The organism is Chroococcidiopsis sp. TS-821 (assembly GCF_002939305.1).
In the GTDB taxonomy this organism is placed as follows: domain Bacteria; phylum Cyanobacteriota; class Cyanobacteriia; order Cyanobacteriales; family Chroococcidiopsidaceae; genus Chroogloeocystis.
In genome coordinates this window covers 184,597-198,490 of record NZ_MVDI01000008.1, presented here as the reverse complement: position 1 = coordinate 198,490, position 13,894 = coordinate 184,597, and the positions used below count along the sequence as shown (strand labels likewise).

9 protein-coding genes are annotated in these 13,894 nt (G+C 42.3%); 6 read left to right on the top strand and 3 right to left on the bottom strand.

Going from position 1 to position 13,894, the window contains the following annotated elements; all coding sequences use genetic code 11:
* On the bottom strand, positions 1-2,236 hold a 2,236-nt coding region (locus tag B1A85_RS25820; RefSeq protein WP_210404571.1), incomplete at its 3' end, for a FecR domain-containing protein.
* A gap of 706 nt (positions 2,237-2,942) precedes the next feature.
* Between B1A85_RS25820 and B1A85_RS18550 the strand changes: the two genes are divergently transcribed.
* Positions 2,943-4,151: an outer membrane beta-barrel protein gene (locus B1A85_RS18550; protein ID WP_146087200.1), complete on the top strand. Its 1,209-nt coding sequence runs from the start codon at positions 2,943-2,945 to the stop codon at positions 4,149-4,151.
* Positions 4,152-4,168: 17 nt separating this feature from the next.
* On the opposite strand, the gene B1A85_RS18545 is transcribed toward B1A85_RS18550, so the two are convergent.
* Positions 4,169-5,041: a sulfurtransferase gene (locus tag B1A85_RS18545; RefSeq protein WP_104548217.1), complete on the bottom strand. Its 873-nt coding sequence runs from the start codon at positions 5,039-5,041 to the stop codon at positions 4,169-4,171.
* A gap of 276 nt (positions 5,042-5,317) precedes the next feature.
* Here B1A85_RS18545 and B1A85_RS18540 point away from each other — a divergent pair, with 276 nt between their 5' ends.
* The 4 genes from B1A85_RS18540 to B1A85_RS18530 all read left to right on the top strand — a co-directional run bounded on the left by B1A85_RS18540 (position 5,318) and on the right by B1A85_RS18530 (position 10,537).
* On the top strand, positions 5,318-6,181 hold the full coding sequence (locus B1A85_RS18540) for a tRNA (5-methylaminomethyl-2-thiouridine)(34)-methyltransferase MnmD (protein ID WP_104548216.1): 864 nt from the start codon (positions 5,318-5,320) through the stop codon (positions 6,179-6,181).
* A 385-nt stretch (positions 6,182-6,566) separates the two neighbouring features.
* A complete protein-coding gene (locus B1A85_RS24030) occupies positions 6,567-6,734 on the top strand; it encodes a hypothetical protein (protein WP_168192433.1) in 168 nt (55 codons plus the stop codon).
* Between the two features lie 352 nt (positions 6,735-7,086).
* Positions 7,087-8,619: a tyrosinase family protein gene (locus B1A85_RS18535; RefSeq protein ID WP_104548229.1), complete on the top strand. Its 1,533-nt coding sequence runs from the start codon at positions 7,087-7,089 to the stop codon at positions 8,617-8,619.
* A gap of 793 nt (positions 8,620-9,412) precedes the next feature.
* Entirely contained in the window at positions 9,413-10,537 is a 1,125-nt protein-coding gene (locus B1A85_RS18530; protein WP_104548215.1) for a calcium-binding protein, read from the top strand.
* Positions 10,538-10,602: 65 nt separating this feature from the next.
* Here B1A85_RS18530 and B1A85_RS18525 read toward each other — a convergent pair whose 3' ends face one another.
* A complete protein-coding gene (locus B1A85_RS18525; RefSeq protein WP_210404570.1) occupies positions 10,603-12,951 on the bottom strand; it encodes a DUF3488 and DUF4129 domain-containing transglutaminase family protein in 2,349 nt (782 codons plus the stop codon).
* A gap of 405 nt (positions 12,952-13,356) precedes the next feature.
* On the opposite strand from B1A85_RS18525, the gene B1A85_RS18520 reads away from it, so the two are divergent.
* Complete coding sequence (locus B1A85_RS18520; RefSeq protein WP_104548213.1) at positions 13,357-13,836, top strand: hypothetical protein; 480 nt, start codon at positions 13,357-13,359, stop codon at positions 13,834-13,836.
* Positions 13,837-13,894 lie beyond the last annotated feature (58 nt).

Below are 13,894 nucleotides of genomic sequence, written 5' to 3'. Positions count from 1 at the left end.
TTCGTTGTGGGTTATCTGAAACGGTAGATGGTGGCCTTTCGTCGTCTGGTAGTGTTGGTGTTGGTGATTGGTCATCAGTGGGTGGTGTGTTGTCTTCTGGGTCAGTTGGTGGCGTGTTGTCTACCGGGTCAGTTGGTAATGGCGTTTCGGTATCCGTTGGTGGCGTGTTGTCAACTGGGTCAGTTGGTGGCGTGTTGTCTACCGGGTCAGTTGGTAATGGCGTTTCGGTATCCGTTGGTGGCGTGTTGTCAACTGGGTCAGTTGGTGGCGTGTTGTCTACCGGGTCAGTTGGTAGTGGTGTTTCGGTGTCCGCTGGTGGCGTGTTGTCTACCGGGTCAGTTGGCGGGGTGTTGTCTACCGGAACGGTTGGTGGCGTGTTGTCAACTGGGTCAGTTGGCGGGGTGTTGTCTACCGGGTCAGTTGGTAATGGCGTTTCGGTGTCCGCTGGTGGCGTGTTGTCTACCGGGTCAGTTGGCGGCGTGTTGTCTACCGGGTCAGTTGGTAGTGGCGTTTCAATATCCGTGGGTGGCGTGTTGTCTACCGGGTCAGTTGGTAGTGGTGTTTCGGTGTCCGTTGGTGGCGTGTTGTCTACCGGGTCAGTTGGCGGGGTGTTGTCTACCGGGTCAGTTGGTAGTGGCGTTTCAATATCCGTGGGTGGAGTGTTGTCTACCGGGTCAGTTGGTGGAGTGTTGTCAACTGGATCCGTTGGCGGCGTATTGTCAACTGGATCCGTTGGTAGTGGCGTTTCGGTGTCCGTTGGTGGCGTGTTGTCTACCGGGTCAGTTGGTAGTGGCGTTTCGTTGTCCGTTGGTGGCGTGTTGTCTACCGGGTCAGTTGGTAGTGGTGTTTCGGTGTCCGTTGGTGGCGTGTTGTCTACCGGGTCAGTTGGCGGCGTGTTGTCTACCGGGTCAGTTGGCGGCGTGTTGTCTACCGGAACGGTTGGTGGGGTATTGTCAACCGGGTCAGTTGGCGGCGTGTTGTCAACTGGACCAGTTGGTAGTGGCGTTTCGGTGTCCGTTGGCGGCGTATTATTTACCGGGTCAGTTGGTGGGGTGTTGTCTACCGGAACGGTTGGTGATGTGTTGTCAACTGGATTGGTTGGTGGTGTATTATTTCCACCATCAGTAGGTTGAGTAACGGGACTTTCGCCCGTTGTTGGTGCTGTGGTCGTATTATTGGGCGGTGTAATTGTTGTGTTATTTTCTATTGGAGGATTTACTGGTGCAGTATTGTCATCGTCAATTTCGTCTCTAGATCCATTGCTAGGAATTTGTAGATTACCGCTGTTAGCTCCACTTGGGGAGTTATTTGTATTAGTTGAGTTGTTCCCAGTTGTATTTCCAGTAGGCGATGGTGTTGTTGAAGTATTGTTGCCTTGATTTTGTTGAGTTGGTGTTGTTGAAGTATTGTTGCCTCGATTTTGTTGAGTTGGTGTTGTTGCAGTATTGTTGCCTTGATTTTGTTGAGATTCTCGTGCTGAATTACTGGGCGACTGAACGAAAGACGGATTTTCGACGACTCCTTCGCCTCTAACTGGTGGTTTTGCAGCAGCAGCAGCCGCAGTTTCTGCTTGTACACTAGAGAGTGCCGGATCAGCTGAAGGATTAGGATTTGGTCGATTCAGATTCAGCTGCTGTACTAAATCACTTGTTTGGTAAAAAGTATTGAGGTCAAACTCGTATAGTTGTTCAATTCTGTCATTGACAACAACTGCCATTTGCCCAGCTTCGAGAACTTCTCTTTGAGAAGCAGTTTGATTAAAAACTTCTATATTGCTATCTGTTAAAGCCCCAACAAGTGTTGTATTTGTTTCGGGTATATAACGTACAAATAACGCTGAACCTCTAATTGCAGCTGCTGCGTTTGGGGTTCGAATATCTGTGACTCCTCTTCCAGGAGGAATTAGTAATAATACTGTACCGTTTGATAGTCTGAATCTACGTGTTCGTGCGATGAAGCGGAATACAGCTTGTTCTCCTATCCTTGCCAAGGAACCGTCATTAAAGCGCAGTTCTGCTAAAGAGGAACGACCTGTAGATAAACCATCTCCAGGCTGCATAGCATCTGACAACCGGGCTGGACGTGGTGTGCGATTTTGTGGAAGTAAACGCACTAGATTGCGGATATTTTGCACTACAGCTCGTGTCAGAGTAGTTTCAGCATTAGCCTTCTTAGCTATTGGCAGCGTCATGCTCCAAAAAACAAAGGTAAGGATGAGGACAAACTTGCGAGACATGGCTTTTAGTGCCTAAAAAGGGTGAACAAGTGCCAGAGCAATCAGACGCGGTTTCTGATTTCCAAGTTTCATCAAGTCAAATCACATAGTTGCAGAAGCTATCCAAAAATAGCAAATTCTCAAAATTGGCATTTACTCATTTTCATCAGCGATTGATTATACTCCACTCTTCTAGAAATGATCGGGAACATTTTTTTTGACTAAGTACGTCTTGAAGTAGCTAATGTTACGCTTTAAGCGCAGTATTGTTGGGTCGGCAAAATAGAACGGTGATATGTAAATTTTTTGTAACTATTTGATCCTTCAAGAAATATATGTATAATTATATACTGTGAAAAGTCTAATCTATAAAGCTACTATTACAACGTGGCAGCCGAAAAAACTATCTAGCTTACCTTATAGCTTATGCTGGCAAAAACTGCTACAAGCCGGATGTAAGAAGCTATCCGTACTATCAATCTTCACTGCCAGTACTACCAGTCTGTTGTTGCTTGATTCTAGTATACTAATTGCGGCACCTCAAAATGATTGTCAAATAAATTACTCAAATACTACAGAAATATCCTCAATAGATCAAGAAAAGGCAAACAACTTTTCTTGTATTTCTACAATAGATTTGCCCGCGATTCCAGAAAAGGCTTTCATTTCTTCAGAGTGCCAAATCTTTAATAATCACAAACCAAAATCGCGAGAAGAATTTACGACTTTGGTTCATTCTCAAAATCAACTGGCTGGGAAACAAGACGATCGCTTATTAACAGAGAATCAGAATCCACCTGCAAAAACGAAATCAGAATACATAACTGAATTTAGTTCGAGTTCTGCAGGTGCTCTGACGCTTAAGCCCACTTCAGAGTTCCTTCCTCAGCGACAAAATCATTCCGATTCATCTACCGCGACTTCTTGTTTAGTCTCTGATTTAGATGAACAGCGTTACACGTTTAATTCAATTTCTCCTACACCTCACCCTAGACAAATTGCGCAGAATTTAGATCAACAATTAAGTGTACCAGCCGATGGTGAATTAGGCGAATTGCGCTTGCGCGAATTAGAAGGACGATCGCAATCCGACATTGATGCAGAATTAGGAAGATTGCGCATCCGCGAAATCAAAAGGCGATCGCCCGATCCAGAATTAGGAATTCTGCGCGTAAGAGAATTAGAACGCCAGCCCACGCTTGCAGATACTGTCATTCCACCACCACCATCACCCCGCTTCGGTTCGCTCTTGGCTCAAATTGGTTACTTCCAAACAAACAACATATTTTCAGCAGTAGATCCGATTCAAGGCGGTTTGCTATCGTCAGGTATCACGCTGATTACAACACCGAAGTTGGGAGAAAATACGGATCTGATTGCTGCGATTGATGGTAGTTTGATTCGCTATATCGAGCAATCGGAATCGAATTACAACCAGTTGCGCTTCAGAGCGGGAATTCGTCAAAGATTTTCGCCGCAAATGTTTGGTGAAGTTGGTTGGATTAATCAACAACTCTTTCGTTCGGAGTCGGGCGATCGCTTCTTAGATGAAAACGCACTCCGCTTTGTGCTGCGACGGCGCGATCGCTTGACTGACAGGTTGCGACTCGATAGCTTATATGAGTTACGTATAAGCGATGCCGAACCAGAAACTCGCAGTCGCATCATCAACTCATTATTAGTCTCGTTAAGCTACAACTTACAAAACAATTTGTTAGTTGGATTAGATTACCAGTTCGCCCGCTCAGATTTTACTCAACGCGATCGCGAAGATCAATTTCACCGCTTACTCGGACGCTTGACTTACGCCGCTTCGCGTAGTAGCCAATTTAATCTTCAAGCAGGAGTAACGCTTGGTGGTTCTTCTGCTCCAAATATTAATTTTGATAACTTATTTTTGAGCGTAACTTATACTGTTGAGCTAGGACGTTTTTAATCCGAGCCAACCATCGATCAGGAATTAGCGTAATTCTCGTTAGTTCTAGTTTCCGCAGTCGGTGGTTCAGCGATGAGATACGAACACCAGTCACTCCAGCTACCAGCGTAGAGCTTTCCAGTATAAATTCCAGCTAATTCTAGAGACAGTAAATTGACACAAGCTGTCACACCCGAACCACAATAAACGATAATTTCTTCAGCAGATTTAAGCTTTTCCCAACGATCGCGCTGTGCGGTAGGCGATCGCAGGTAACCTTGAGTGTCAGAAACCTCTTGCCAAGGATAATTTACTGCACCAGGAATATGACCTGCAATCGGATCGATTGGTTCGCGTTCTCCAGCATAGCGATCGCTTTCGCGTGAATCGACAAGAACGACTCCTGGAGAGTCTTTACGAGCTTTAACTGCTGTGATATCAACAACGCGATCGAGATGCACTTGCGGCACAAAACTACCCGATTTAGATTGAGGAATAACTGACGTTACGCGATAGCCACTGTTGAGCCAACCACTGAAACCACCATCCAAAACAGCTACTTGAGTGTGTCCTAAGTAACGTAATAGCCACCACAAGCGCGCCGCGAAAGCAAAGCGCGAGTCATCGTAAGCTACGACAAATGTTTGTGAGGTGATACCAAGTTGTGCTAACTTGCGCGCCAATGTATGCGGGTCGGGTAACGGATGGCGTCCGCCATGTATCGCTACAGGGCTAGAAAGATCTTTGTTTAAATCTAAATAGAAAGCTCCTGGAATATGATTTTTTAGATACTGTTGATAACCAAGTTGTGGATCGGTAAGTGAAAAACGACAATCGGCGATCGCTACTTGTGGATCTTCCAAGTGTTCCAACAGCCATTCGGCAGAAACTACTGATTGTAAGTCAGTCATAAGCAGATGCGCATAACTTGTGTAAGTTAGTGGATAGAAATAAACATAACTTAAGGGTTGGGAACCGGAAACTGGTAATTGGCGAAGCCGAATATCTATTATTGCGTTCCCCAATAAATCTCTTGTATGTGTTATTTAATTAGTGCCTACTGACTGCTCGCATTTTTTAGTTAATAGTTAGCGATCGACACTTGATAGCAGTTCATCACGAACCACTGACTCAATGAATCATTACAAATTGTCAACCTGAAAGATATTCTATGCCTAAGAGTTACTATGCGCAGCGAAGAATTTGTTCCCCAGCGTACCGCCGATGGCTCATTTACGTTTTTTTCCACAGAATTTAATGAAGCGTTTCACAGTCAATATGGGGCGCGTCAGGAAGCTGAAAGAAAGTTTGTCGAACCAACACAACTACAACAAAAAGCCCAGCAACCTCAAATAAGGTTATTAGACATTTGCTATGGCTTAGGTTACAACACCGCAGCAGCTTTAGCAACGATTTGGCAAGTGAATCCGCGTTGCTACGTCGAAGTTGTTGGTTTAGAAACAAATCCAAATGTACCAACGTCAGCGATCGCGCATGAACTCCTGCAATCTTGGGACGAACCCATACCGCAACTTTTGAGTCAATTAGCAAGCGAACATCAAGTACAAACAAGTAATTGCAAAGCTACGCTACTCATCGGTGATGCTCGCAAGACAATTCAAAACCTAAATCAATTCAACTTTCAAGCTGATGCTATTTTTCTCGATCCCTTCTCACCACCACATTGCCCGCAACTGTGGACAGTAGAATTTCTTAAGTGCGTTGCTTTATGTTTAGCTCCTGATGGACGTTTAGCCACTTATTCGTGTGCAGCTGCGGTACGTACTGCATTGATCCAAGCTGGATTAAACATAGGTTCAACGCCACCAGTCGGAAGGCGAGCGCCAGGAACAGTCGCAGCTTGGGAATCTATTGCTCTTCCTACATTATCGCCAGAAGAACAAGAGCATCTTCTCACACGTGCAGCGATTCCCTACCGCGATCCACAATTAAGCGATTGTGCTAGTGTTATTTTGCAGCGACGACAGCAAGAACAAAATGCGAGCTCATTAATATCAACATCACAGTGGAAAAAGCATACTAACAAATAATAGTAAAAAATCACTACATAATACTTCATTTATCCTGCTTCATGAAGTTTTTAAAATACCAGTTAGTCTATTCGTCTTCGAACTTCAAACTTATGCAAACTTGTGTATTGCTTCATTAAAACTTTAATGAAATCCATCTAAACAACTGGCAAAATAAAGTTATAGTAAAAATAGGCAAAAGCTCTATTTGATTTTTTGTTTTTTCTTTATCTTATATTCAAGTAAGTTGAAACTAGAAATTCAAAAGTTTCAATCATAATTTCTATAGGTGGCATCTTCTCTAGATAAATGAACTAAAAAAATATTTAGTTCGTAATTCAAGTTTGTATATTGTTATATTTCTACAGCTATACAAATAAGGTTCTTCCTATAAGGGAGGAGTGTAATGGTTACAAGCATTCCCTACCAGGGAATTTTAAAAACGGTAAAAGCATTCGGTACTAAAGCCACTATCAGCAAGATTCTTTTAATTTTTATTCAGCTAATTAGTGGTGCTAAAGCAACATTTTCAAGAATTGACAAGTTAAAAGGAGCTGCATTTTCTCTAAATTAAAATAACGTCAGCAAGTCATTCTTGACATATAAACAAATACAAAATGCGCCACTTAAACCTCTGATTTTTCATTAGTGTTTTGCTAAAAATTTAGGAAACAGCATTCATCTATTATGCTGTCTTGTCGATTATTAAACAAGATAGCTCTAGCTGACCTTGTGATGCAATTATTAACTAACAATGTAACACTACAGAGGTACAAAAAAACTACCTGATTTTGTTTTGCTCAACTATTAGTTTGATAAATCTAAGCATTTTATAAAAAGTATTGCTACGAGATTAGCACAGCGTTTATACACGCTGCCAAAATGCAGCAGTGTTTACCAATAAACAAGTTTTTATGGAGTATATTATGTCTTCTAGCCTTTCGCGTCGTGAAGTTTTAAGGCTACTTAGCTTCTTGTCTGCTGGCGCTGCTGGTGTTGGAACTATACCATTAATTAGCGAACTTTTTGCAAGTAAAGCCACTGCACAAACAAGTTCTGTTTATGTTCGTGAAAATATTGCCACATTCATGCAGTCGCCCACAAAAATTGCAGCTTTAAGAAGAGGAATTCAGGTAATGCAGTCTCGGTCTGATACTAATCCAACAAGTTGGATTTATCAAGCTAATATGCATGGCATTCCCAGTAGTGAATCACGTAGATTGACCGCATGGAGGACTTGCAATCATGGAAGTTTTTTCTTTTTCCCTTGGCACCGAATGTATCTATACTACTTTGAGCGAATTCTGCGTCAGGCGTCTGGCGATCCAACGCTAGCACTTCCTTACTGGAACTATTCAGATTTTCCCGATCAGCGTACATTACCTGAGCCGTTTCGGAATCCACTACTATCAGATGGCTCTACCAATTCGCTTTATGTAGAACAGCGCGCCCCAGGAATTAATCAAGGTACAACAGCATTAGCATCAGCGGAAGTCAGTTATGAAGGAGCTTTTCAACGCACAAACTTCTTCCATACTAGTTCCGGACAGCAAAGCTTTGGTGGTCGAAGAGTTACAAGTGGAACGCACCGAGGTTCTGGTGGAGGACTTTTGGAGGGACGACCTCACAACCAAGTTCATGTTGTTGTCGGTGGTAATAGTGGCTGGATGCGTCAAGTAGAAATGGCGGCTCGAGATCCGATTTTTTGGTTGCATCATGCGAATATTGACCGCTTGTGGGAACGTTGGTTGTTGCTAGGAAATGGAAGAGTAAATCCTACGAATGATAGCGACTGGATGAGCGATCGCTTTACCTTCTTTGATGAAAATGCCAGACAAGTGACATTGCGCGGCAGAGATATCATCAACATCGTGCAGCAACTAAACTATAGATATGATGACGCCCCCCTGGGAAACCAAATCCTGATGCGTGGAATGAGCAATGCTGAGCGTTCTTCACAAGCAACGACGATGACTCCTCAACTGTTAGCAACAACACCTACGAACAATCAGCAAATGTTAATAGAACTTAGAGAAGCTCCAGTTACTTTAAATTTAAGATTTCCTCAGTCACAAGGAGTAAGACCATTTAGTAGTTCTAGAACGATAACAGCAGGTTCTGTTACGCTCAACGTTGAGAAGGTTGAATATAACCCCAGAAATTCAATTCCCTATGAAGTGTACGTCAACCTCCCTCAAGGAGTTCCTCCAGACCGCAACAGCCCTTACTATGTAGGCAGATTGGCACTATTTGCCCATCCTCAAAAAGCCACCTTTAGTCTAGATATTACTGAAACGGTACGCGAGCTACAGCGACTCAACTTAATAACTGGAGATTCTATCTCAGTGACTTTTGTGCCACCAGGTGGAGAGATGCATATCATGCAAAGGACAGATCGCGCTAGAGAAGCGCCAGACGTCGTTCGCTTTGAACGCGTGACGATTACTACAACTAACTAATTCCGTTGTTTTTGCGATCGCTTGATATGACTTCCCCAGAACGCCAAATACGTAGCTTCAAAAACTACCGAGAGAGCGAGCATTATATTACTAATAAGTTCCATAACTTCATTGTCATCTAGTTATTAACCCATGACTTATGGAGCATTCTTCCAGCTTACATGAAAAACGCAGACCACATAATATAATTCATATCAAAAAAGATAACTTTGCAAAAAAAATTAATATTCTATTAGAGGTTAAACTACTTGGTAGTAGCTAAAGAATTCAATCAAAAAAAAATGTTAAAAATAGCAGATCTGCCTCAATAAAAGTGTTAAGACAGGCTTGTTTTAATGAAAAGAACATAGATTTGCAATCTTTAGCTAATAATTAATATTGAGGCAGTAGTTAGTAAAAAATATTTTTTAGAGAAGATCGTATCAAATCTGGTTGATTAGTATTAACAAAAGGTGAAAGGTGACTAATAACTAGTCACTAACCTACTCATAACAGCGTATTAATACAGATTTGTAGTTATTTAGCCAGAATGAGCTCGAATTCCCTAAAATGTTTGTATTTTTCTTTGATTTATTAAACTCCTGAATCATTAGATAATACACTTTAGAAAGCTAACTGTAATCGTCAAGTAAATGAGTTTTGCCTTGTCTTATTTTAGGAGTACTAATTTGTTTAACGAGAACATTTTTTTTGAATAAAAGTAAGAAAAACAGATGATAACTAAAACGTAGACCAAGAAGCTTGACAAGATAAATAGTTTATAAACACGTAAAATTAAAAGAGGTTTACTATTATGGCAATAATTAAGGGAACTGCTGGTAACGACAATTTAAAAGGTGGTTCAAACAACGATAAGCTCTACGGTTATGAAGGTAACGATACCTTGAATGGCGGTGCAGGAATCGATACTTTAATTGGTGGTACAGGCAGCGACGTTTATATTGTAGACACAACTACTGATGTCATTATTGAATATTCCGGTGGCGGTGCCCACGATACAGTGCGATCTTCTGTAAGCTACAAACTGGGCGCTTATCTGAATGATTTGGTACTAACTGGTAGCAGCAATATTAATGGCACCGGTAATGAACTAGACAATATTATTACTGGCAATAGCGGTAGAAATGTCTTAAGAGGTCTTGCTGGTAACGATAAGCTCGACGGTAGTAATGACAAGCGCAGCGATACACTTTATGGCGGAGTTGGTGACGACACGCTTAAGGGTGGTAGCAAAGATAAACTTTACGGAGGTGCTGGAAACGATCGCTTAATTGGAGACCACGCAGGCTCTTTCGCAATGCCAGGCGAGACAATATACATGGATGGTGGTGACGGCAATGACTACCTGTATGTTAATAATGGCGCTGAAATGTATGGTGGTAGAGGTAACGACACAATCACTGGCGGTACTTCAGTGGACATTGATGGTGGTGATGGCGACGATTTACTCGATGGTGATGAAAGTACAATCTACGGTGGTAAAGGCAACGATACTATAACAGGTAATTACAGTAGTCTTTATGGTGGCGATGGTGATGATGTTTTAAGTGGAATTGCTGGAATGGAAGGTGGTCAGGGAAACGATACCCTGACTGGAGGAGATTGGGATAGCGGCTTTATTTTCAGTAAACCGACTGATGGAATAGATACAATTACCAACTTTGCAGCAGATAAAGGTCACACAATTTATGTTTCTGCAAGTGGTTTTGGCGGTGGGCTTGTAGAGGGAGAATTGTTATCAGGACAGCTAAAATTTGGGACTTCAGCAACCGAAGTGGACGATCGCTTTATTTACGATACATCTTCTGGCGCGTTGTATTTTGATGTTGATGGTATAGGAGCTAGTCAGCAAGTCCAGTTAGCAATTTTAGTTGGTGCTCCTGACTTAACATCTAGTAGTATTTACGTTAATAGCTGAAACTAATTTATTCAGAAATTTATAGCAATCTGCTTCCGTGAGAGGTTACATGGTTGCTTAGTAACCTATGCACGGAAGATTTTTTTATCGGATAATTGATATTTTTTCAAAGTGTGCCATTGCATTGTTAATTCTTCGACATCAGGTAATTGTCCGCCATAACGCCAACTCATGTAAGCTTGGCAAATTTCTTCAATGACTTTAGCAACGCTTGTAGGATAATGCTGATGCGATATTTGCGCATATTCTAGCGGTGTTTGGGCAGCGTGTTTGCGCAATCCTTGTGTTGCTGTCCAATCAAGCATTTGTTGGTACAATCTCTCAATAGGATGTAGTTTGGCTAAAGTTCGTTGTCTGCGCCAAATTTGCCATTGTTGTAAACCTAGCCAAATTAAGAAACTGATTCCAGTAGCAACAATTAACGCCGTTAAAATACCAAACCAACCTTGAGAAAAAAGCGCAATAAACCAAGCAATTGCTGCAGTTATTCCATCCAACACTATCGCAAACAGCGTATTCAGAAAACCAGATACAGGGCTAGGTAACCACCCAGCAACCCATTGCCAAAATTTTTGTAAAACACTAAACGTTTGCGCCTCTTCGACGGAAGGCGGAATTAAGGGGTGTCCTGGAATTGGATCGAAAGCAAACCAGCCGTATTCTGGAAAATACACTTCAGTCAGCGCATACGCATCTGTATTACGTACAATGTATAAACCTGTAAACGGATTGAATTCTCCAGGACTAAAGCCGACTGTTAACCGCGCCGGAATCCCAATCGAACGCAGCATAATTGTTAATACTGTAGAAAAGTGATCGGGATAACCACCTTTGTGTTTAAAGAGAAAAGCTGTGACTAAATCTTCATTTTCTGCAAGATAAGGAAGAGCTAAGGGATTTTCTGGGATAGTATAGTTTTGCTTGAGGTACTGCGCGAGGTATAAAGCTTGCTCGTAAGGCGATGTGAGTGCTTTTTCTGACTGTCCGACGCGTTGTTGGTTGTAGTTTGCTAAGATTTCTTGAGTGAGTTGCCTTACTTGTGCGGCGATTTCTGGCGGAATTTGTAAATAATAATTGCGGATATTTTTCGGGTAATTCGTTGAGGCTTGTCCTAATAAAGTGCGATCGCGGTAAGGAATTTGCGAAATCACAGTATAGGTGAGATCTTTGGATAACCCCACAGGCGATCGCAAACCGCCTTCTGGATCGACTGCAATTTCCGGTGCGGGAAAGAATATCTGTTTGGGATAAGCTAACGCTGGAATTAAATTAGGTAATTCAGAAACGACTGTATACGTTTGGACAACTTCTCGCGTCGAAAGCGCGATCGCAGGTGGTGATAAAAATATTTGATACGACCAAGTTGGACGCTTGAGGTTGACGACTTGTTCGTTACGCGAAATTTCCCAACCTTGACCGGTGTAGCGGTCAAATCCCAAGACGCGCCAAAATCCCTCGACTTGCGATCGCACTCGCATGACAACTTTGGGTTTCATCTCGCCGCGTAAATTTTGATTAATTTCGCTATTAAACCCGTAGTAAAAAGTTTCGTCTACACTTGTTCCCCCTTGGGCGTCGCTACCACTACCGCCATTTGTTCCTCTACCGCTTCCCTCGCGCACGTAACCTGGGTTGACAATACTGCGCCCATCAAAGTTTTCTTGAATATCAATCGGTGCACTTACGGGAAATGTCCGTAGCTGATAACCTGGAAACCGAGGTAAAACTGCAAAAACGGTTAATCCTAGCCCGAGAGTTACTAAAAATAGTATTCCTGTACTTTTGAACGTAACGAAGGAAAATTTTTTGACTTCTTGTCCGTTGTTCTTCGCCCCTCGCTCTTCAATTCCCAGTCGCGAACGATAATCTAGGACTAATACGGGTAAAGCGATCGCTAAAAAGAGTAATAACATCGGTGCAAACGCTAAAGTCTGACTAAGAGTTCCTGCAACCGCGAGTAAAATTAACCCGACAACGATGGAATAGCCTAAATCTTTGCGACGGGGTAAATCAAAGCTGTGACAAACTTGAAGTTGAATCAAAAGTTCGGCGAGAAGAACCCTGGTATCGTTTAATTCCCCCAGCAAGCGCCCAAAAAATGCGGCGAGTGCATAACACATCGCGATCGCAATACAAAACTTAGTTGAAATGTTGCGATCGTGACGGCGATACCAACTCCAAAAAGCCCCAACAATACTTAAAGGTACCGCCCACAAGCTAAACTGCGTTTCTGCTGCGACATCGGTTGCGATAATTCCAACGATAACTAATGCTTGAACAAGCGATCGTAGCAGTCGCGATTCTTCTACTTCAGTGACTTCTATTGTTCTAGACTGTCGCCACCGATTCCAACCAGATAGCGCAAGCGATGCTTTTATTCGATTTCGCTGTCGCATTCTGGAAGATTTTGTCATACTGTTTTTAATAGTAAGTCGATGAGTCGTAGATAATGGTGTAACATTTTTAACAAATTATCCTGCGCGCAGTATTTACCAAAGGCAATAGCAAGAAATGTAGTCTACTTTCTTAGTTCTTGTTGTCCTTTCTTTAAGTTTTTGAAGTAAATTAGTAATGTTTTTATTGCAGTACACGACAATAAGTTAACGAATAACTGCTTGAGTACACTAGCGCAATCCTACTGATTAATTTGCGGATTTAAAAAACTTTTTTAAGAGTTTACGTAAATGTACTGCATAAATTGGTGATGCTTTGATTTCAGTAAAATTACGATTTTTCTAATAGCTAATAGTCCCAACAAGCAGCTATCGACTTTAGCTCGCTAAACTCAAAGGGTAGCAAGAGCTGTTTCGCGCTTAATTATGAATTTAGACACGCAAATTCAATTATTGATTGATGACGCCCCCCAGGACGGCATTACACCCAAAGTTGTTGCAGCGATCGCACCTGGATTAAAACTGCTCGCTGAGAAGTTACATCATTTACAGTACTACATTGTACAAAGCTTAGAACAAGAGTGGGTAGTGACGACTTTACGCAGTCGCGATGAACTTCATCAAGAAAAGCGCGTTGTTTATGCTTTTCCCACGTTAGAAGATGTTGCTACTGCTGCTGACATCGATCCACAATTAATCGCTGTTCCAGTTCCTATAACTGTTATCTTATTTCAGCTTATTGCTTTAGAAACTGTTGACAGTATCATCTTCTTTGAAAGACCAGGCGATACAACCAACGGCGTTGAAATTCGCCGCGAAGATATGCAGCGTCTCGTTCAAGTTCAGTTGCAGCAATCTTCGTTGTCAAATACACCTTCCAACCACATTCCTCCAGATATCGCTTAGTAAAGGTAGAGAGCAGAGGATGCACAGGAGAAATACTATAGATGAACTACTACGAGTC